Source organism: Streptomyces sp. NPDC057302, from assembly GCF_042667685.1.
GTDB lineage: Bacteria > Actinomycetota > Actinomycetes > Streptomycetales > Streptomycetaceae > Streptomyces.
The window spans coordinates 66,342-86,658 of the sequence record NZ_JBHUZJ010000013.1; the positions used below are offsets into that span (position 1 = coordinate 66,342).

18 protein-coding genes and 1 riboswitch are annotated in these 20,317 nt (G+C 71.5%); of the genes, 8 read left to right on the forward strand and 10 right to left on the reverse strand.

What is annotated here, in order from left to right; translation table 11 throughout:
* Window positions 1-456 precede the first annotated feature (456 nt).
* Together ACFUPX_RS12660 and ACFUPX_RS12665 are read left to right on the forward strand one after the other, a co-directional pair.
* Window positions 457-1,329, forward strand: coding sequence for a hypothetical protein (locus tag ACFUPX_RS12660; RefSeq protein WP_383320158.1), 873 nt, complete (start codon window positions 457-459; stop codon window positions 1,327-1,329).
* Window positions 1,330-1,447: 118 nt separating this feature from the next.
* Window positions 1,448-2,458, forward strand: a complete 1,011-nt coding sequence (locus ACFUPX_RS12665) for an LLM class F420-dependent oxidoreductase (protein WP_383320160.1) — start codon at window positions 1,448-1,450, stop codon at window positions 2,456-2,458.
* Between the two features lie 111 nt (window positions 2,459-2,569).
* On the opposite strand, the gene ACFUPX_RS12670 is transcribed toward ACFUPX_RS12665, so the two are convergent.
* Window positions 2,570-3,115 carry a hypothetical protein gene (locus ACFUPX_RS12670; RefSeq protein ID WP_383320162.1) on the reverse strand — a complete coding sequence of 182 codons (546 nt, stop codon included), beginning with the start codon at window positions 3,113-3,115 and terminating at the stop codon, window positions 2,570-2,572.
* Between the two features lie 114 nt (window positions 3,116-3,229).
* On the opposite strand from ACFUPX_RS12670, the gene ACFUPX_RS12675 reads away from it, so the two are divergent.
* Complete coding sequence (locus ACFUPX_RS12675) at window positions 3,230-3,520, forward strand: hypothetical protein (protein ID WP_361046070.1); 291 nt, start codon at window positions 3,230-3,232, stop codon at window positions 3,518-3,520.
* Here the strand turns inward: ACFUPX_RS12675 and ACFUPX_RS12680 are convergent.
* From ACFUPX_RS12680 to ACFUPX_RS12690, 3 genes are read right to left on the reverse strand one after another with little or no spacing between them, the layout of a single operon-like run.
* Window positions 3,514-4,605: a prenyltransferase/squalene oxidase repeat-containing protein gene (locus ACFUPX_RS12680; RefSeq protein WP_383320164.1), complete on the reverse strand. Its 1,092-nt coding sequence runs from the start codon at window positions 4,603-4,605 to the stop codon at window positions 3,514-3,516. The genes ACFUPX_RS12675 and ACFUPX_RS12680 overlap by 7 nt on opposite strands.
* Window positions 4,602-5,345 carry a class I SAM-dependent methyltransferase gene (locus ACFUPX_RS12685; RefSeq protein ID WP_361827547.1) on the reverse strand — a complete coding sequence of 248 codons (744 nt, stop codon included), beginning with the start codon at window positions 5,343-5,345 and terminating at the stop codon, window positions 4,602-4,604. Before ACFUPX_RS12685 ends, ACFUPX_RS12680 begins: the two co-directional genes overlap by 4 nt.
* Complete coding sequence (locus ACFUPX_RS12690) at window positions 5,345-6,715, reverse strand: glycosyltransferase family 4 protein (protein WP_383320166.1); 1,371 nt, start codon at window positions 6,713-6,715, stop codon at window positions 5,345-5,347. The genes ACFUPX_RS12685 and ACFUPX_RS12690 overlap by 1 nt, the downstream gene beginning before the upstream one ends.
* 261 nt (window positions 6,716-6,976) lie before the next feature.
* Between ACFUPX_RS12690 and ACFUPX_RS12695 the strand changes: the two genes are divergently transcribed.
* Both ACFUPX_RS12695 and ACFUPX_RS12700 read left to right on the forward strand, forming a co-directional pair.
* Window positions 6,977-7,612, forward strand: coding sequence for a TetR family transcriptional regulator (locus tag ACFUPX_RS12695; RefSeq protein ID WP_383320168.1), 636 nt, complete (start codon window positions 6,977-6,979; stop codon window positions 7,610-7,612).
* A gap of 210 nt (window positions 7,613-7,822) precedes the next feature.
* On the forward strand, window positions 7,823-8,431 hold the full coding sequence (locus ACFUPX_RS12700; protein ID WP_383320170.1) for a LuxR C-terminal-related transcriptional regulator: 609 nt from the start codon (window positions 7,823-7,825) through the stop codon (window positions 8,429-8,431).
* On the opposite strand, the gene ACFUPX_RS12705 is transcribed toward ACFUPX_RS12700, so the two are convergent.
* The 6 genes from ACFUPX_RS12705 to ACFUPX_RS12730 form a co-directional block, all read right to left on the reverse strand.
* Window positions 8,408-10,147, reverse strand: coding sequence for an ATP-binding cassette domain-containing protein (locus ACFUPX_RS12705; RefSeq protein WP_383320321.1), 1,740 nt, complete (start codon window positions 10,145-10,147; stop codon window positions 8,408-8,410). The two genes, ACFUPX_RS12700 and ACFUPX_RS12705, sit on opposite strands and share 24 nt — an antisense overlap.
* A 131-nt stretch (window positions 10,148-10,278) precedes the next feature.
* A complete protein-coding gene (locus tag ACFUPX_RS12710; protein WP_383320173.1) occupies window positions 10,279-12,006 on the reverse strand; it encodes an ABC transporter ATP-binding protein in 1,728 nt (575 codons plus the stop codon).
* A 172-nt stretch (window positions 12,007-12,178) separates the two neighbouring features.
* Window positions 12,179-12,307 (reverse strand): SapB/AmfS family lanthipeptide, encoded by a 129-nt coding sequence (locus tag ACFUPX_RS12715; protein ID WP_383320175.1) that lies wholly within the window; start codon window positions 12,305-12,307, stop codon window positions 12,179-12,181.
* Window positions 12,308-12,351: 44 nt separating this feature from the next.
* Window positions 12,352-14,982, reverse strand: coding sequence for a class III lanthionine synthetase LanKC (gene lanKC, locus ACFUPX_RS12720; protein WP_383320177.1), 2,631 nt, complete (start codon window positions 14,980-14,982; stop codon window positions 12,352-12,354).
* A gap of 205 nt (window positions 14,983-15,187) precedes the next feature.
* A complete protein-coding gene (locus ACFUPX_RS12725; protein ID WP_383320179.1) occupies window positions 15,188-15,421 on the reverse strand; it encodes a ferredoxin in 234 nt (77 codons plus the stop codon).
* Complete coding sequence (locus ACFUPX_RS12730) at window positions 15,421-16,887, reverse strand: aldehyde dehydrogenase (RefSeq protein WP_383320181.1); 1,467 nt, start codon at window positions 16,885-16,887, stop codon at window positions 15,421-15,423. The genes ACFUPX_RS12725 and ACFUPX_RS12730 overlap by 1 nt, the downstream gene beginning before the upstream one ends.
* A gap of 184 nt (window positions 16,888-17,071) precedes the next feature.
* On the opposite strand from ACFUPX_RS12730, the gene ACFUPX_RS12735 reads away from it, so the two are divergent.
* From ACFUPX_RS12735 to ACFUPX_RS12745, 3 genes are all read left to right on the forward strand, one after another.
* Window positions 17,072-18,121: an MBL fold metallo-hydrolase gene (locus ACFUPX_RS12735; RefSeq protein ID WP_383320183.1), complete on the forward strand. Its 1,050-nt coding sequence runs from the start codon at window positions 17,072-17,074 to the stop codon at window positions 18,119-18,121.
* Between the two features lie 76 nt (window positions 18,122-18,197).
* Window positions 18,198-18,270: riboswitch (cobalamin riboswitch) on the forward strand.
* 148 nt (window positions 18,271-18,418) lie between these two features.
* Window positions 18,419-19,636, forward strand: a complete 1,218-nt coding sequence (locus tag ACFUPX_RS12740) for a prenyltransferase/squalene oxidase repeat-containing protein (RefSeq protein ID WP_383320185.1) — start codon at window positions 18,419-18,421, stop codon at window positions 19,634-19,636.
* Complete coding sequence (locus ACFUPX_RS12745; RefSeq protein ID WP_383320187.1) at window positions 19,633-20,313, forward strand: SCO2322 family protein; 681 nt, start codon at window positions 19,633-19,635, stop codon at window positions 20,311-20,313. The genes ACFUPX_RS12740 and ACFUPX_RS12745 overlap by 4 nt, the downstream gene beginning before the upstream one ends.
* Window positions 20,314-20,317: the final 4 nt, after the last annotated feature.

Consider the following 20,317-nt stretch of genomic DNA (forward strand, 5'->3'; position numbering starts at 1 on the left):
GTACTGGACGGCGTACCGACAACTGGTTCCCCTTCACGTGAGCCAAACCTGGCTGCCCTGGGCGAGGTGGGACAGACGTCAAACGCCTGGCGGTAGGCGACACTGAAGGGCTGGCTACCGCGACGCGGACACCCTCCGGCGCGCAACAGGGACAACAGATTGGCCAGCCGCGCTCAAGGACGGCTCGCGTACGACGTACACAACCGTCACGTCGTCATCGATGCCATCGGTCTGGTCGCTCTCCGAGCCCAGCACGGGTGTGCGCAGCTTCACACAGCACGTCACGGTGCGACAACTGGCAGATCTTCATCTCGTGAAGGTCTTTATCCCGAGCAGACACCCCACGGGTGTGAACGATAATGTCCTCCGTACGATGGGGGGCCATCCCCGCGCTTTGCGCCGCGACCTGGGGCGAGCGACGCCTCCGCCGACGAGACGACTTACGAAGGACCTGAAGTGAATATCCGCTCTCTCACTCGAGGCGACGGCGTGGTGATCGGAGCAGCGGTTTTGCTGTTCATCGCCTCGTTCCTGGACATCTGGGACATCGATGGTGTCTCAGACTCAGCCGACATGCCGAACGCCTGGAACAGCGGGCCGTTCCTGCTGGGGGTCACCCTGGCCGGGGTCATCGGCGCCGTCTGCATCGTCGTCTCCCGCGGGCTGCCGACACCTCCGAAGGTCCTCGGTCTCGACCTCGGACACTTCGGCGTCGCTTTCACCATCGCCTCCGCCTGGAGCGCCCTGGGTCAGGTCTTCGACCCGGCTAGCGGCTTCGACAACATGGGACAGGGAAGCGACAGCGGCTTCGACGCCGGTATCGGCACCATCCTCTCCCTGATCGCCACGCTGGTCCTGGCCGCCGGGGCGATCCTCGCTCTGACGGTCCCCGCCTTCAAGGCTCCCCTCATGGGCGCCCCCCGCCCCGCCGCCCCCCAGCCCTACGGCGGTCAGCCGCAGGGTGGGTACGGGTACCCCGGTACGCAGGGCCAGCCGCAGCAGGGTCAGCCCTACGGTGCCCAGCCCGGTCAGCCCGGTCAGCCGCAGCAGGGGCAGCCCTACGGCGCCCAGCCGGGTCAGCCGCAGCCGGGGCAGCAGACGCCGCCTCCCGGGCAGGCGCAGGCCACCGGTGAGTTCTCGCCGTTCTGGTTCGCCGTGCCGGTGCCGCGTCCGCTGTACGCGGAGGACGGTTCGCCGACGCCGATCGCCGAACTGGCGCCCGGCACCTGGTACTTGGCGGTCGAGCAGCGCGGTCCCGGCCTGGTGGCCCAGACGCAGGACGGCCGTCGCGGCGTGCTGCAGGACACCACGGGGATCCAGCGCGGCTGATCTTCTCCCGCACCTCGCGGCCCCTCGCCCTTCCGGGTGGGGGGCCGTTGTCGTACAGTCGCCACCCCGCAATGAACTGACGAACCGTCAGAAACGCGAGAAGGGATCGGGATCGCTTATGCGTCTGGGACTCGCACTCGGCTACTGGGGGCGCGGCCCCGACCCCGGGCACGTGGCACTCGCCCAGGAGGCCGAGCGGCTCGGATACGACTCCGTGTGGACGGCGGAGGCGTGGGGATCCGATGCCTTCACCCCCCTGACCTGGATCGCGGCGCAGACCTCACGGATCAAGCTGGGCACGGCCGTCGTGCAGATGGCGGCGCGTTCACCCGTGACGACCGCGATGCACGCGCTGACCCTGGACCACCTGTCCGGTGGGCGGATGATGCTCGGGCTCGGGCTGTCCGGGCCACAGGTGGTGGAGGGGTGGTACGGGCGTCCGTTCCCGAAGTCACCGCTGACCGCGACGCGGGAGTACGTGGATGTCATCCGCCAGGTGCTGCGGCGGGAGGGGCCTGTCGCCCTCGACGGGCGCTTCCACTCCCATCCCTATCAGGGTGAGGACGGCAGCGGGCTCGGCAAAGCACTGAAGCCGATCACGCATCCGCTGCGGGCGGATCTGCCGGTGCTTCTCGGTGCGGAGGGGCCCAAGAACATCGCGCAGACGGTACGGATCGCGGACGGGTGGCTGCCGCTCTACTGGTCGCCGATGCGGTCCGACGTGTACGAGGCTTCGCTGACCGATGCGCGGGAGGGCTTCGTGGTCGCGCCCATGGCGCGGGCGAAGGTCTGCGACGACGTTGCGGAGGGCTTGCTTCCGGTCAAGGCGATGCTGGGGTTCTATATCGGCGGAATGGGGCACTCCGCGCGAAACTTTCATGCGGATCTGATGGCGCGGATGGGGTTCGAGGAGGAGGCGCGGCGGATCCAGGAGCTGTTTCTGGCGGGGCGCCGGGAGGAGGCTGTCATGGCCGTCCCCGACGCTTTCGCCGACGAGATCTCGCTGGTGGGCCCGCGCGAACGGATCGCGGAGCGACTGGAGTTGTGGCGCAAGGGCCCCGTGACGGATCTGCTGGTCCTTGCCCCCGACCGGCATACGCTGCGCGTCCTGGCGGAGCTCAACGGTTAGCGGACGGCGGACGGCGGACGGCGGACGGGCCGGCCACTTCAGCCCGTCCGGCGTTCGAGGACGAACCCGGCGGAGCCGGTGCTGACGGCGCGCGAGAGGCCCCGGGGCCAGTTACCCCTTCGCCAGGTCCCCCGCCGACGGCACCTTGTCCTTGACCTCCGCGCCCGCGCCCTTGCCCGCGTCCTTCACCTTGTTGATGACGTCGTCGAAGGAGTTCACGACCGAGTCCGTGGAGTCGCCCTTGCGGAGCTTGGAGGGCAGGTCCTTGAGGGCGTCGATGCCCGCGGTCAGGGGGGCCACCGCCTTTGCCAGTGCCGGGTCGCCCTTGGCGTTCTTCGACGCGGCCTTCAGGCGGTTGTAGGCGAGCGTTCCCGCGAGCCCGGCCTTGATGAGGGCGAACTTCCGCCCGTTGGAACCCTTCTTGAACTTCCCTGCGCGAAACGGCTTCACGATCCACTGGTACGTGGCCCCGGCGGCGATCCCCGCGTTCGCCACGAAGCGCGTCTTGGCGAACTTCTGCTTCTCGGCTGAGCTGCTGGCCGAGGGCGCGGACGCCGCGTCGGCCTTCTCGTTGCACGCGGTCGTCCCCGCTAGCAGGGCGCCGCACAGGACAGGCGCGACGAGAGACCGGCGTACGGCAGCGGCGGAGAGCGACACGGGGACCTCCAGGAGTGGACAGCTCTCCCCGCAGCCTCACCCCGCCCGGCGGGGCCCGCCACTCGGGCGAGCCCGTACGGGTTTCAACGGGCCCGATCCAGGTACACGGATGTCATGTCCACCCGACAAGCACGTGGCAGCACAGCAGCGAGGGTCATCGTCATCGTGGCGGACGTGATGGCCATCATCCTCGGCCTGTGGATCCTCATGTATCTGTTGGACGCGAACCGCGCCAACGACCTCGTCCAGTTCATCCACGACGTGGCCCGCTGGCTGGCCGGCTGGTCCCATGACTTGTTCACGTTCGACGAAGCATGGGCCCGAGTCGTCTGCGGCTACGGCCTGGCCGCCTTGGTCTACGTCCTCGTCGGCCACGCCATCGCGGGACGCCTCCGCCGCTACTGACCCCCCGCGGCCGCACCGCAGCACTCCGGCGCGAGGCCCACCGGCAGGCGTTCTCCCGAGAACACCGCGCAGGTGGCCTCGTCGCCGCCGAGTGCCGCTACCGCGAGCAGCAGGGAACCCGCCGTCCATGTCGTCAGTTCCTCGGGCCAGATCGCCTTGTCGTCGAAGACGTAGCCCGTCCAGTAGAGGCCGGACTCCGGGTCCCGCAGGTGCTGGATCGACTGGAGGATCTCCAAGGCGCGGTCCGACTCACCCAACACCCAGAGGGCCAGGGCGAGTTCGGCGCTCTCGCCGCCCGTCACCCAGTTGTTGGGGATGACGCAGCGCACGCCGAGGTCCGGCACCACGAAGCGGTCCCAGCCGTCCTCCACCCGGGACTTGGCCTGCTCGCCCGTCAGCGCGCCGCCGAGGATCGGGTAGTACCAGTCCATCGAGTAGCGGTCCTTGTCCAGGAAACGCTCGGGGTGACTCCGTATCGCATGGGCGAGCGCGCCCGTCGACAGTTCCCAGTCCGGCTGCGGCTCCTCGCGCTGCTCGGCGATCGCCAGGGCGCAGCGCAGCGCGTGGTGGATCGATGAACTGCCCGTCAGGAGCGCGTCGTCGACCGCCGCCCCGTCCGGCTCCCGCTTCCAGCCGATCTGGCCGCCGGGCTGCTGGAGCGCGAGGACGAACTCCACCGCCGCCGCCACCGTCGGCCACAGCCGGTCGAGGAACGTGTCGTCGCCGGTCGAGAGGTAGTGGTGCCAGACGCCCACGGCGATGTACGCGCAGAAGTTCGTCTCGCGGCTCCGGTCCGTCACGTCGTGCGGATCCCCGTCGGCGTACGCCGCGTACCAGGAACCGTCCGGATTCTGGTGCCGCGCGAGCCAGTTGTAGGCGCGGGCCGCCGCCTCGTGCTCGCCCGCCGCGTCCAGGGCCATGGCGGCCTCGGTGTGGTCCCAGGGGTCGAGATGGTGGCCGCGGAACCACGGGATGGCGCCGTCCTCGCGCTGGACGGCCAGGATCCCGCGGACCGTCCGGGTGGCCTGATCCGCCGTCAGGACGCCCGGCAGGACCAGGTGTTCCGTCCGCTCCGGGCTCGTCACGCGTCGGTCTTAGCGTCGGTCTTCGGCAGATGCGGCTTCGTCGCGTACGCCACGAAACTCTTGCCCACGACCGGGTTCAGGAGCTGTTCCGCCACCTTCGTCGCCAACGGCTTCTTCATGATGTCCCAGACCAGGAGCTTGTGGTACGCCCGCACCGGCAGCGCCTTGTCGTTGTCGACGCCGAACGCGCACTTGAGCCACCAGTACGGCGCGTGCAGGGCGTGCGCGTGGTGCGTGCCGTACGGCTTCAGGCCCGCCTCGCGCATCCGGCCGAGCAGTTCGTCCGCCTTGTAGATGCGGATGTGGCCGCCCTCGACCTCGTGGTACGCGTCGCTGAGCGCCCAGCAGATCTTCTCGGGGCCGTAGCGAGGGACGGTGACCGCGATTCGGCCGCCGGGCTTGAGCACGCGGACCATCTCCGCGAGTACGCCCTTGTCGTCGGGGATGTGCTCCATCACCTCGGAGATGATCACGACGTCGAACGAGGCGTCGGGGAAGGGCAGGTTGAGCGCGTCGCCCTCCATCGCCGTGGCGGTCGCGCCCGCCGGCGCCTCGCCCGCCTCCTTCATCGCGGCGAACCACTTGGCGACCTCGCGGATCTCCTCGCCGTTCTGGTCGAGGGCCACCACCTGAGCCCCCCGCCGGTAGCACTCGAAGGCGTGCCGGCCCGCGCCGCAGCCCAGGTCCAGGACGCGATCGCCCGCGGCGAGCGGGAAGCGGGTGAAGTCGACGGTCAGCATCAGCGATGGCTCCCGGAGTACGTCGGGTTGGTGGCCGCGGGGCGGCCGGTTTGCGGACCCGCGTTTTTTCCGGCGATCGCCGCGCGGTACAGCTCTGCGGTGCCCTGGGCGGCGCGGGCCCAGGTGAATTTGGCGAGAACCCGCTCACGCCCGGCCGCGCCGAGGCGCACCCGCAGCTCGCGGTCGCCCAGGAGGCGGTTCAGGCCCGCGGCGAGCGCGCCGGGGTCGGCCGGCGGCACGGCCAGGCAGGTCTCGCCGTCCGGGCCCGCGACCTCGGGGATCGCGCCGCCGGTCGTCGCGAGCAGCGGCGTTCCCGTCGCCATCGCCTCGGCCGCGGGGAGCGAGAAGCCCTCGTAGAGAGAAGGGACGCAGGCGACCTCGGCCGAGCGGACCAGGTCGACGAGCTCCTCGTCGGTGATGCCCTTGACGAACTCGATGGCGTCCCGGAGCCCGTACCTCTCGATGGCCTGCGCCACCGGGCCGTCCTCGGCGCGCTTGCCGACGACGACGAGGTGGGCGGCCGGGTTCTCGGCGCGGACCTTGGCCAGCGCCTCGACGAGGTACACGAGGCCCTTGAGCGGGACGTCGGCGCTGGACGTGGTGACGATCCGGCCCGGCACCTCGGCGACCGAGGGATCCGGCGAGAAGAGGTCGGTGTCGGCGCCGATGTGCACGACGTGGATGCGGTCCTCGCGTACGCCGAGGTGGTCGACGATCTCCTGGCGCGACGTGCCGGAGACGGTGAGCACGGAGGGCAGCCGGCGGGCCACCCGCTTCTGCATGCGCGTGAACGCGTACCAGCGGCGCACGGACATGCGGCGCCGCCAGCTGGGCGCCGCCTCCAGGTCCAGCCTGCGGTCCACGGTGATGGGGTGATGGATCGTCGAGACGAGCGGGGCCCCGAGGTCGCCCAACAGGCCGTAGCCGAGGGTCTGGTTGTCGTGGATGACGTCGAACTCGCCGAGCCGGTCGCGCAGGTGGCGGCGGGCGCGCAGGCTGAACGTGGCGGGCTCGGGGAAGCCGCCGGTCCACATCGTGGCCACTTCGAGCGCGTCGACCCAGTCGCGGTACTCGCCCCGTTTGGGCGTACGGAAGGGGTCGGGCGAGCGGTAGAGGTCGAGGCTCGGGAGCTCGGTGAGCTTGAGGCCTTCCAGATCCTCACCCTCGTCCAGGACGGGGTAGGGCTGCGCGCCGATCACTTCGACGCTGTGGCCCAGGCGGGCCAGCTCGCGTGAGAGGTGACGTACGTAGACGCCTTGTCCCCCGCAGAACGGGTTTCCCTTGTACGTGAGAAGAGCGATGCGCAACGGACGGTCACCATCGGCGTCCGGCCCCGTCCGGGGACCCGCCTCCATGGCCTCAGCGGTCACTCTCGGCCCCCTTCTCCCTGCGGTTGTCCGCGAGGTTACGCCGGGACGGTAATCTAGAACAAGTTTCAGACTTGATCGTTGAATGATCGCTGAACGAGCTTTGAATCTACCGGCAGGTAGCCGCGCTGTAAGGCCCGGATCAGGTGATTCGCGCCACGGCAGGCACCCTGCCATGCTGGCCCACCACATATCCGGACCGGGACGACGGAACAACGGGACAACGGAACAACGGGACAACGGGACAACGGGACAACGGGACACATGACAGCGGAAGCCAAGCCAGCGGAAGTCGCAGCAGCTGATCCGGCGTCGCCGCCCCTGACCGAACGGCAGGAGGCGCGCCGCCGCCGCATCCTGCACGCCAGCGCCCAACTCGCGAGCAGGGGCGGGTTCGACGCCGTGCAGATGCGCGAGGTCGCCGAGTTGTCGAGTGTCGCCCTCGGCACGCTGTACCGCTACTTCCCCTCCAAGGTGCATCTCCTGGTCGCCACCATGCAGGACCAGCTCCAGCACATGCACACGACGATCCGTAAGCGCCCGCCCGCCGGCGAGACGCCCGCCGAGCGGTGCGCCGAGACGCTGATGCGGGCCTTCCGTGCCCTCCAGCGCGAGCCGCATCTGGCGGACGCCATGGTCAGGGCGCTGACCTTCGCCGACCGCTCGGTGAGCCCCGAGGTGGACACGGTCTCGCGGCTGACCACGGCGATCATCCTGGACGCGATGGGTCTCGCGGACGCGCCGACCCCCGAACAGCTCTCCGCGGTCCGGGTCATCGAGCACACCTGGCACTCGGCGCTGATCACCTGGCTGTCGGGCCGGGCCTCGATCGCCCAGGTCAAGATCGACATCGAGATGGTGTGCCGGCTGATCGACCTGACGTCTCCCGAAGCCGCTTAGCCCGCCCCACGCCCACCAGGACGGCCTGCCCGCAACCCCTGAATCGTTGCACGGGGGGCGCACACTCATGTGGCAATTGCGCCCCTGAGCATCTCCTCGTCCCGCTTGGCCAGTTATCCGGGTCCATACCAGCCGTCGGCGCCGCTATGAATGGTCTACGTGCCGTACGAAGCCATCGGGACTGATTGCGAAGAGCTGGAGGATCGGAACGTGATCCGGGTTCTTCTCGTGCACGATGCCTGTCTGCTGCGATCGGCTCTGGCGGAACGCCTCGCCCGTGAGCCGGATCTGGAGGTGTTCCATGCCGCGTGGCGCAATGCCCGCGACAGTACGGCCGCGATGCGCCCTGACGTCTGTGTGGTGGACCCGGACGGCGACACCGCCTACACGTCCGCCGAGTTCGGGGAGCAGTCCCATCCGGTGAACGGCGGCCTCGGCAGCCCGCTGCTCGTCCTGGTCTCCGGTAACCGGCCGGGGCTGCTCCGGCGCTGCATGGAGGCCGGCGCCCTCGGCTACGTGGACAAGGCGAGCCCGCCGGACCGTCTCCTGGCCGGAATCAGAGAGGTGGCGGCCGGTCATCGGTTCGTGGACGAATCCCTGGGGTTCGGGTTCCTGAAAGCCTCTCAGATGCCGCTCACCACCCGGGAGTTACTGGTGCTCTCACTCGCCGCCGGGGGTGCCCCGGTCGCCGAGATCGCGCACCGTCTGCACCTGACCAACGGGACGGTGCGCAACTACATGGCCGCCATCACCCGTAAGACCGGGGCCCGCAACAGGATCGACGCGATACGGATCTCACGCGGGGAGGGCTGGGTGTGACGTCCCGGGGTGTGACGTCCCGGGGTGTGACGTCCCGGGGTGTGACGTCCCGGGGTGTGGCGACCCGGAATGTGACGTCGCGTTCACCGGGCCCCAGTTGCCGGAGAGTTCACGGTAGAGCGAGGAGCTCTCCAGGAGCTCCTCGTGGCTGCCGCACAGGGTGTGCGTCCCGTCCATCACCAGGATCCGGTCGGCGCGGCGGGCCGAGCTGATGCGGTGGGCGATCACCACGAGGGTGCCGCCGGGCCGCGCCGCGAAGGCCCGCTCGGCGCGGGCCTCCGCCACCGGGTCGAGGTGGCAGGTGGCCTCGTCGAGCAGGGCGAGGGGCGCATACGAGACATAGGCGCGGGTCAGCGCGACGAGCTGCCGCTCGCCCGCGGAGAGCGCGGCGGGGTCCACCGGGGCGTCGAGCCCGCCGAGCCGCTCGATCACCCCGCCGAGCCCGACGGCCTCCGCGGCGGCCAGCAGCTCCGCCTCGCCGACGGCGTCCGCCCGCAGATACTCCAGGTTCTCCCGCACGGTCCCGCCGAATACGTACGCCTCCTGCGGGATCAACACCCGCCGCCCGACCGCGCCTTGCTCCCGCACGGACCGCCCGGCGACGCGGACGACGCCCGCCCCGGGCTCCAGGAGCCCCGCCACGAGCCCGGCGAGCGTCGACTTCCCGATCCCGCTGGGTCCGACGACCGCCAGATGACCGCCCCGGGCCACGGTGAGCGTCAGATCCCGGACGACGGGCTCGGCGAGGGGGCCGTAGGCGAAGGTGACGCGGGAGAGCTGGAGGGCGGGTGCCTCGTCGGGGGTGGTCTCCTGCGCGTACGCCTCGGTCTGCGCGGGCAGCGAGGCCCTCGGATCCCATGTCAGTCGGCGCAGGACGATGGCCAGGCGGGAGCCGCTGGTGCCCAGGCCGTGGATGAGGTTGTGCAGGGCCGGGAGCAGCGCCTGGGTGACGTAGGCGATCGCGCCGACCAGGGCGCCCGGTGTCACCCCGTGGTTCAGGAGCCAGGGGGCCGTCACCAGGAGCAGGACGAGCGGGAGCTGGCCGCCGGTCGTGAGGGCGGCCGTGCGCAGGACGCCCCAGCGGGCGAGGGAACGGGCCGCCGCGTACTCCGTGGCGACACCCCGGTCCAGGTCGTCGGCCATGTCCTGTTCCGCGCCCGCGGCCGCGACGTCCCGCAGCCCCGGTGCGACCGAACCCAGTTGCGCGGCGATGCCTTCGTCCGCGACGAGGAACCTCTCCTGGCGCCGGGCCAGCGGGCGCAGGCTCGCCGCGAAGAGGGCGACACCGGCGAGCAGCGGCGGCCCGACCACCAGGAGGAGGAGCGGGGCCAGCGAGAACAAGCCGATCAGCGCGCCCGCCGCCGTGAAGAGGAAGGAACGCGAGACGAGGACCAGGCCGGCGAACGTGTCCCTGGCGATCTCCACCTGCTGGGTGAGCCGGGAGACCGAGGCGCCGTCCGCGTCCCGCAGCCCCCGTCCGACGACCTGCCGCACCAGGGTGTCCCGCAGCGGCTCCACGAGGTCGGCGACCGCGCGGTACACACGGCCCGTTCCGTACGCGGCGACCACCACGCCGAGCCCGGCCGCGCCGAGCCACCCGAGGCCGACCGCCTCGCGCCCCGCCAGGAATCCGTCGTCCAGGGCGCGCGCGAGGGCGTACCCGGTGAGGAAGGTCTGCCCGGTCTCGAGCACGGACCAGAGCGCGAGCCGCAGCATGACCGGCCACCTGCGCCACAGGAAGCGGACGCCCCGGCGGTAGGGCCCCTGCGGGACCGGCGACGACTTCACGCGGCTCTCACGGCTCTCACGGCTCATGCCGCTCACGCGCATCTCACGCTCCCCGCGCCTCACGCGCCGAACACCTCCCGGTACTCCGGCCGCTCCCACAACTCCGCATGCGTCCCCACCGCCCGGATCCGGCCGTCGTGCAGCCACGCCACCACGTCCGCGCGGGCCGCCGTCGCCGCGCGGTGGGCGATGATCAGGCGGCTGCGGTGCGGGGTGTGGTGGAGCACGGCCTCGGCTATGTGGTGTTCCGTCACCGTGTCCAGGCTCGACATCGCGTCGTCCAGGATCAGGATCCGCCCGCCTCGCGCGAACGCCCGTGCCAGACCGAGGCGTTGGGCCTCTCCCCCGGAGAGCGGCGCGTCCGCGCAGGGCGTGGTGTAGCCGTCGGGGAGGCGGGTGATGAAGGGGTCGGCGTGGGCCGAGCGGGCCGCGTCGCGGATGCGGGCGGGCTCCGGGCGCGGCGCGCCGAAGCCGATGGTGTCCTCCAGGGTGGTGCCGAGCAGCGCGGGCCGCTCGAAGGCGTAGCCGACCTCGCGGCGCAGCTCCTCGCGGCCGAGCGCACGCAAGGGGACGCCGTCGAGGCGTACGTCTCCTTCGTCGGGGTCGGCGAGCCTGCCCGCGACGGAGGCGAGGAGCGACTTGCCCGCGCCGGAGCGCCCGACGACGGCGAGCGTGCCGCCCGCGGGCACCGTCAGATCGACGCCGTCGAGCACGGTGCGTCCACCGCGGGTCATCTTGACCCCGCGCACCTCCAACAGGCCGTCACCTGGGGGCAGTTCCGCGCCCCCGTACGAGGTGGCGGGTTCCTGGAGCACCTCCCCCAGGCGCCGCGCGGCGGCCCTGGCCCGGACGAGTGCTCCCAGCTGTCCGACGAGCATGCCGATGCCGGTGGCGAGCACCGCGTACCGGGAGGCGGCGAGCAACTCGCCGACGCTGATGCGCTGTTGGACCACCAGGTGGCCCGCCACGGCGACGACCGCGATCTGCAGGAGGGGCGCGACCGCGACGGCCTGCGCCTGGGAGCGGCCCTGGACCCGCCACATCCGGTGTCCCTGGCGGGAGAGTTCGGGCAGCGCATCGAGGACCCGCCCGGCTTCCTTGTCCTCGGTGTGCGCGGCCTTGATGGTCCTCACCCCGCCGATCGCCTCGCCGAGGCGTCCCGCGATGTCGCCCTGGACCTGCTGGTAGCGGGCCACGCAGTCGGACGAGACGCGTACGAACGTCCGCAGGAGCAGGACGAGGACGGGCGCGCCGACGACGAACACCACGGCGAGCCAGCCGTCGATCAGGGCGAGGGCCGCCACGGCTCCGACGGGCACGACCAGGGCGGCGAGCAGCGCGGCGAGGGTGGCGGGCGCGACGCCCGCGTGTGCCGCGTTGTCGATGAGGCGGGCCACCAGGTCGCCGGGGGCGAAGCGGGCGGTGGCGCGTGGCCCGACGGCCAGCACATGGCGTCCGACACGGCCGCGCAGCCAGGCCGTGGTGCGGGCGTTGGTGGTTCCGGTGAGGACGCCGTCGAAGGCGTCAAGGAGTGCGCTCGCGCCGATGAGCGCCGTGCACACGAGGATCCAGCGGGTGGCGTCGGCGCCGACGTGTCCTGCCGCGTGTCCCGTGAGGACGGCGTCGAGTGCGCGGCCGATCGAGAACGGCAGGAAGAGGCTCGCGCCCGCCCCCGCGACGCTGCACAGCGCGAGGACCGCGCAGCGGGCGGCGCTGTGCCGGGTCGCGGCCTTCAGCAGGCCTGCGTCGTCGGCGGGTCGATGAGGACGGGTGGTCGTGGTCGCCATGCGGTCCGGGTCCTCGCAGTCCTCGTGTCCGTGGCGCGGTGGCCGTGGCGGCGCGTCCGTGGCGGTGTGCCCGTGCCGGTGCGTCCGTGGCGGGAATGGTTCCGGGCGGTGCCTCCCGAGAGAGGCGCCGCCCGGTCCCTCACGGACCGTGCCGTTCAGGCACGGTCCTGCGTCACAGACAGAGCAGCACGCTCGCGTCGCTCCAGCACAGGAGCAGGCTCACGTTGGAGCCGCCGCCGCCGTGGCCGCCGCCACCGGTCATCTCGTCGGACTCCATGCTCTGCAGGTCGAGAAGCGCCATGGTCTTCCCTCTCATTTGGGGACGTATTGTCCTTATGGGTGGTGTCACGACCCCGCCGCGTGGCGGGACCGGCTCTGGGGCCGCCTGGGCGGCGGCATGAAGGGGACGTGTGCTCCGCCGTCCCCCAGGGCGGCGGCGAGGGCGAGGAGACAGCCCGCCGTTCCGGTGTGCAGGTCCATGGAGAGCCGCAGCATCTGGTGACCGGGGAAGGCGAGCCCGCCGCCGTACGGCATGGCGAACCAGCCGAGTCCCTCGATCTGCGCGGCGATGTCCTCGGGCGTGACGCCGGGTGCGGTGGTGCGGTCGAGGTGCAGCAGCAGCCCGGCCCGCCCCTGGAAGAGGCCCGGCTGTACGCAGAAGCGCGAGCGCGCGGTGGCCAGGAAGCCCGGCCGTGCCGCCTCGAACCCGGCGTCGTCCCGGTGGGCGAGGTAGTCGTCGACGACCATCCCGATGCCTACGCTGCCGTCGCCGAGGTAGGGCATCGTGCGCCACCCCTCGTCGACGCCGATGCTGCCGTCGGGCCGCGCCACGCAGCGGGCGAGGTCCGCGCGCAGGGCCCGCGCCGCCAGGTCGAGGAGCGCGGGGTCGCCGTTCCTCTCGTAGAGCCTCAGGAAGAGGAGCGCGGGGCCGGTGGCGCCGTGCTGCAGACCGGCTCGTTGCCGCCCCTTCGGCGGGTCCTCCTCGGTCAGCCGCTCGCCGAGCAACTCAGCGGCCCGCAGCGCGTGTTGGGCCAGCTCTTCCTCGCCCGTGCTGTGCGCGAGGGTGTCCAGGACCAGGCCGAGCCCGGCGAGACCGCCGTGCAGGTCGGAGGGGAGGCGCTGCCAGTTCTCCTGGAGGATGAGCTCCACCAGGTCGAGCGCGCGGGTGCGGTGGCCGAGCCTGCCCAGGACGTGGGCGATGCCCGCGAGGCCGTTGTCGAGGCCCATCGGCGTGCCGGGCGGGGCCTGTTCGGTGTGCTTGAGTAGCCAGCGCTCGCCCTCCTCGTAGCGTTCGCCGCCGCCCTCGGCGAGGGCGAGCAGCACTCCGGCGGCGCCGTGCGCGAGGCCGAGGCCGGCGCTGTCGGTGAACTGCGCTATGTCGCCGGGGAAGAGCCGGTCGTCACGCTCGGGCGTCGCCGACGCGAGGATGGCCTTGACCATCGCGTCCCGGCTGCGCGGCCAGTCGGCGACGTCGACGAGCGGCGTGGCGCTCGCGCCCGCTGCCGTCCTGGCGGCGCTCTTCGCCCCGGCCCGGTCCTGCCCGCCGCGCTCGATCTCCGCCACGGCCTCGGCGAGGAACTCCGCGGGAACGTCGGGGAATTGGGTCGCGATCACCGTGGCGAGGTGCGAGGCCTTGCTCCGGTCGATGGCGAGCAGTGTGGTGATCGGCAGGAAGAGGGCGAGCCGCAGACACGCCAGTGCGTAGCGGTCGACGTCCACGCCTTCGCGGTCGGCGGGTGCGATGAAGCCGGGGTGGGCCACGACCTGCCTGCCGCCCTCGCCCACCCGTCCCGCCGCCTCGAAGTCGAGGAGGAAGACGGACTGTTCGTCGGGCGCGACCATGATGTTGAACATGTGGAGGTCGTTGAAGACGACGCCCCGCTCGTGCACGGCGGCGACGGCCTCCTCGACGGCGCGGTGCATCCGCAGGGCCCAGGCCGTGTACCCGGCTATCGCGTCCGGGTCCGGCTCGCTGACCAGCAGTGGATGGCGGTCCGCGAAGAAGGAGTTGAGGGTGCGGCCCTCCAGGAAGTCCATGACGAGGAAGCGGTGGCCGCCGAGCTCGAACCAGTCGCGCACCTCGGGCGCGACGCCGAGGCCCGCCAGCTTCCCCAGCGCGTCCCGCTCGCGCTCCAGGCGGGCCACGGCGTCGGCCCCGTCCGATGCCAGGCCCGCGTGCGGCCGGCCCTCCTTCAGGACGACCTTGCGGCCGTCCCGGGTGTCGGTGCCCGCGTAGACGCCGCCTCCGTTGGAGAAGTGCAGTGCCTTCTCCATGCGGTACGGCAGATCGGTGGTCGTCGTGTTGTTCCGCGCCGCCAGCTGGGGTTCGAGGAACGGCGGCAGCTTCACCCACTCGGGGACCTTGAAGGCCGGGTCGCGCGAGTCGGGGACGAGGACACCCCGGTCGTTCTCGACGGCGGGGACGAGGCCTCCGCGGTCGTCGGCGCACATGCGGCGGGTGAAGGCGCCGTACCTGACATACAAGGGGCCTTCCTGCCAGCGCAGGTCGGTGAGGATGTAGGGGCCCTCGTACCCTTCGAGTATCTGACCCAACTCGCTCAGGATCACGTGCAGTTGCGCCTCGTCGGCCGGGTAGATCGTGGCGAACTTGCCGCTGCCGTCGCGTCCCGCGTACTTGCTGTTGCGCAGGTGGAGCAGGCGCCGTCCCGCGATGAACTTGAAGGGCACGTCACGCGGCACGCAGTGGTCGAGGACCGCCGCGGCTATGCGGTCGGCGTTCTCCAGCGTGGCGGACACGTGGATCTTCCAGCCCTGCTGGGGCGCCGGCCGTGCGTGGCCGTCGTCGGCGAGCGGGACGAAGGTCAGCCAGTCGCCCTGGCGCGCCGAGCGCCATCCCTGCGGGACCGGGCGCCCCGCCGTCTCGAACTCGGGGGCGCTGCCGCCCACGGACAAGCGGTCCGGAGTCTCGTAGAAGTGCCTGTCAGCCAGACAGTAGACCTCGTACCGCTTGTCCACGGACGTCCCCTCCCCATGTCGTCTGGGTCAGAGAGTTCCAGGCCGCAAAGGGGACGGACAGTCACGGATGTCATCGATCGGGCATGCAGAACGCATGGGTAAAGTCCTGTTCCCACCCGTTCGAGTGCACATAAAGCACACAAGCCCTACATAGTCCGCTCGGGCGGCGTCACGGAAGTAAATCCCACCGCGGGAGCGGACCTCCTCAGTCCTCCGGCGGGAAGACGACCTCCCCGCTGTCGGCCAGGGTGATGGTGATCGCCTCGACCGGGCACCCCTCGGCCGCTTCGAGCACCTTCTCGTTGGCGTCGGTCTCGGGATCCGCGGGGTGCGACTGGCGGGCGGAGTCGAGCGTGAAGCCGCCGGGCGCCGTGATCACGCACATCCCGGAGCCGATGCAGACCGACCGGTCCACCTCGACGTGCCAGCGGTCACCCATCAGGCACCCGTCCCTTCGTATCCGGCCGGGAGGTGGATCATCTTGTGCTCGAAGTACTCGCCGTACCCCTCGGGCCCGAACTCCCGCCCGAGACCGGAGTTCTTGTAGCCGCCGAACGGGCCGAGCATGTCGAGGCTGAAGGTGTTCACCGAGTACGTCCCGGTGCGCACCCGCCGGGCGATGTCGATGCCGCGCTCCACGTCCGCCGTCCACACGCTGCCGCTGAGCCCGTAGTCGGAGTCGTTGGCGATTTTCACGGCCTCGCTCTCGTCGCCGTACGGAAGAAGGCAGATGACCGGGCCGAAGATCTCCTCGCGGGCGACGCGCATCGAGTTGTCCACGCCGCCGAGGAGCGTCGGCTCGACGTACCAGCCGTCGTCGAGCCCGGCCGGACGGCCGCCGCCCGTCAGGATCTTGGCGCCTTCCTCCTGGCCGATGCGGATGTAGTCGAGCGAGCGCTGCTGCTGGCGCTGGGCGACCAGCGGGCCGAGTTCGGTCGCCGGGTCGAGCGGGTCGCCGATCTTGAGCGCGGAGGCCGCGGCGGCGAAGGCCTCGGCGAACTCGTCGTAGCGCGAGTGGGGCACGAGGATGCGGGTCTGGGCCACGCACGCCTGGCCGTTGATCATCCAGGCGAAGGGGACGATGCCGGCGACCGCCGCCGACGCGTCCGCGTCCGGCAGGATCACCGCGGCCGACTTGCCGCCCAACTCCAGGGTCACGCGGGTGAGGTTGCGGGCCGCGACCTCCATGACGCGCTTGCCCGCGCCGACGGAACCGGTGAAGGACACCTTGTCGATGCCGGGGTGCCCGACGAGGTACTCGCTCACCTCGCGGTCCGCCGAGATGATCGAGAGCACGCCCCTGGGCAGTCCCGCCTCGGTGGCGATGTCGGCGAGTATGTACGCGTCGAGCGGCGCCTCGGGCGAGGTCTTGAGGATCACCGGACACCCGGCGAGCAGCGCGGGCGCGAGCTTGGCGGCGGCGGTGAACTGCGGGACGTTCCACGGGACGACGGCCGCCACGACGCCGACCGGCTCGCGCCGGACGAGGATCTTGCCGAGGGCTCCGGCGCGCTCCTCCTCGTACGTGAAGTTCCGCGCGACCGTGAGCGCCGAGTCCCAGACCATCATCGCGGCGAGGGCCTGCACCATGACGCTCGAGGTGTACGGGGTGCCGTTCTCGGAGCTGATGACGCGGGCGATCTCCTCGTGCCGTACGGCGAACGCGTCCTTGATCTTGGTGATGACCTCGATCCGCTCGTCGAGCGTCATCCGGGGCCAGGGCCCCTCGTCGAAGGCCTTGCGCGCGGTGGCGACGGCCCGGTCGACGTCGGCGGGCGCGGCGTGCGGCACCCGCGCGAAGACCTGGCCGGTGTGCGGCGAGATCACCTCGATGACGTCCTTGCCGAGGGGGTCCACCAGCTCCCCGCCGATGAAAAGCTGTCCGTGTTCCACGAGCTCGGTCATGGCTGACTGCCTCCTGCGGGATTCCGCCTGCGCGGCACGCTTTCTGACACTGTTTCAGAACTGATACCAGTTCTAGTTCCAGTAGTCCACGGAGCACAAGGCTCAAGTAGCCTGAGCGAAGGGTCGACTTGGGCGATCATTGGAACTAGTTCTAGTTACGGTCGAGAGAAGAAGAGGGCTCCCGATGACGCAGGTGACCGATCCGCAGGTGACCGAGCACGGCGGGGGCGTATGGAGCATCAAGGTCCCCATCCCCGACAACCCCCTGGGCTTCACCCTCGTCCACCTCCTGGACACGGACGCCGGTCCTGTCCTCATCGACACGGGCTGGGACGACCCCACGTCCTGGGACGCCCTGGCCACCGGCCTCACCGCCTGCGGCACGTCCGTCGACGCGGTGCACGGCATCGTCATCACCCACCACCACCCCGACCACCACGGCCTGTCGGCCAAGGTCCGCGAGGCGTCGGGCGCGTGGATCGCGATGCACGAGGCGGACGCGTCGGTCGTACGCCGCACGCGCACCGGGCCACCCGCGCGCTGGTTCGACTACATGGTGGAGAAGCTGACGGCCGCGGGCGCCCCCGCCGAGCATCTGACACCGCTGCTCGCCGCGCGCGACGCGGGCCGCACGCCCCGCCTCCCCGGCATGGCCGCCGCGCTCCCCGACCGGGACATCACCCCGGGCGAGCTGCTCGAACTGCCGGGGCGCAGGCTCCGCGCGATCTGGACCCCCGGCCACACCCCGGGCCACGTCTGCCTGCACCTGGAGGAGGAGCACCCGGCGGGGCTGCCGGGCCACGGGCGGCTGTTCTCCGGCGACCATCTGCTCCCCGGGATCACCCCGCACATCGGCCTGTACGAGGACCCGGACGACGAGACCGTCACCGATCCCCTGGGCGACTACATCGACTCCCTGGAGCGCATCGGCCGGCTGGGCACCGCCGAGGTGCTGCCCGCCCACCAGTACGCGTTCACCGACGCCCCGGCCCGCGTGCGGGAGATCCTGGCCCACCACGAGGAGCGCCTGACCGACCTGCTCGCCCTCCTCGCCGAGCCCCTGACCCCGTGGCAGCTCGCCGTGCAGATGGAGTGGAACCGCCCCTGGGCCGAGATCCGCTACGGCTCACGGAACATCGCGGTCTCCGAGGCCGAGGCGCATGTGCGGCGCCTGGTGAAGCTGGGGCGCGCGGAAGCGGTGGGCGACGATCCGGTGCGGTACCGCGCGGTGTGACCTCCGGACGAGCGCCCCGGGCCGGCGCCCCTACGGGCCGGTAGAGTGGCCCCCGTCGTCATCATGCCCGTACGGGGAGAAGCCGGTGCGAATCCGGCGCTGACCCGCAGCCGTGACCGCAGCCCTTGAAGGCCCGCGGAAGCCGGATCGCCCTGCCCGGAGCATGACCGGCTCGCTTCATCGGACCCTCCGGTGAACGGCACCGTCGAGGTATACGGAGCCGGAGCCGCCCGGTGCCCGTGCCCGCTACGTGCCCGTGCTGCCCCGCTCCCCGCAGGGAGAGGCACCCGCCGCATCATGAACGTTCGCCGCAGCGCAGCGGTCCTGGCCGCCGTCGCCGTGTTCGGTTCGGCCGCCGCCCCGGCCGCCTTCGCGGACACCGCGTCCCCGTCGCCCTCCGCGGCGCCCCCCTCCGGTCTCTACGGCGAATCGGACCCGAAGTTCGACGGGGTGTTCCGGCAGTCGTACGCCCTGCTCGCGCAGGACTCGGCCGGGGTGGAGCCCGCCGCGAAGGCCGTCGACTGGCTCGCCGGGCAGAGCTGCGCGAGCGGCGGTTTCGCCGCCTACCGCGCCGACGCGGGCGAGCCGTGCGACTCCAAGACGGTGTTCGACAGCAACGCGACCGCGTCCGCCGTGCAGGCGCTCGCCGCGCTCGGCGGTCAGCAGAAGACCGTCGACAAGAGCGTCGGCTGGCTGAAGTCGGTGCAGAACAAGGACGGCGGCTGGAGCTACAGCCCCGGCATGGACTCCGACGCCAACTCCACCGGCATCGTGATCGGCGCGCTCACCGCGGCGGGCGAGAAGCCGCAGTCGGTGAAGAACCAGGACGGCAAGTCGCCTTACGACGCGCTGCCCGCCCTGTCGATGAGCTGTGACAAGGACGGCGGCGCCTTCGGCCTCGCCGACATGAAGACCGGCAAGCTCTCGCCGAACGCGGACGCCACGGCGGCCGGTGTCCTGGGCGCCCACGGCAAGGGCCTGGTCGTCGAACCGGCGAAGAAGGCGGCTGCCGCCCCGAAGTGCGCGAAGGCGGACACCGCCGAGCAGGCCGCGTCGAACGGCACGGGCTACCTCCTGAAGACCCTCGCCAAGGGCGACGACCACCTCATGTCGTCGATGCCCGGCGCCAAGAACATGCCCGACCTGGGCAACACCGCCGACTCCGTGCTCGCGCTCGCCGCGGCCGGCCAGCAGGAGCAGGCGAAGAAGTCCGCCCAGTGGCTGGCGAAGAACTCGGCGGACTGGGCCAAGAAGTCCGGGCCCGCCGCCTACGCCCAGCTGATCTTCGCCGCCCACGCCGCGGGCATGGACGCGCGCGACTTCGGCGGCGCGGACCTGGTCAAGCAGCTGAACGCGACGGGTCCCGCCCCGCAGGCGACCGAGAAGGCCGACGAGAAGAAGGACAGCGACGACGGCGGTGGCGTGAACATCTGGTGGATCATCGGCGTCGGCATGGTCGCCGGTATCGGCATCGGCTTCCTGTACAGCGGCAACAAGAAGAAGCAGCAGCTGTGACGCGGGGTCGCGTGCGGTGCGGACGCCTGGTGATCGGGGCGCTCCTCGCCGCCCTGTTCGGCGTCCTCGCCGCCGCCCCCGCCCAGGCCGCCGGCTACCGCTACTGGTCCTTCTGGGACCGGGACGGCGCGAAGTGGGCGTACGCGAGTCAGGGGCCGAGCACGGCCCGCCCCGACGACGGCGCCGTCCAGGGCTTCCGGTTCTCCGTGTCCGAGGACTCGCAGGACTCCGCGAAGCCGCGCGGCGCCGCCGACTTCGACACGATCTGCGCCAAGACCCCGGCCAAGGACGACCGCAAGCGGATCGCCCTGCTCATCGACTTCGGTACGCCGGGTGACGCGCCCGGCGGCGAGAGCCCGCCGAAGCCACGTACCGCCTGCGCGCAGGTCACGGACGACGCGACGAGCGCGGACGCCCTCGCCGCGGTCGCCAGGCCCTTGCGCTACGACAGCAACGCCCTGCTGTGCGCCATCGCCGACTACCCGAAGTCGGGCTGCGGCGAGCAGGTCGCGGGCAACGGCGAGTCCGACGGCACGGAGAAGGAGCCGTCCGCGAGCGAGTCCGGCGCGAAGAAGGACGACTCCGGTGGTCCCTCCGTCGGCCTGATCGCGGGCGTCGCCGCCATCGCCCTGCTCGGCGGGGCCGCCTTCTGGCAGGCACGCCGCCGACGCGGCTGAACCG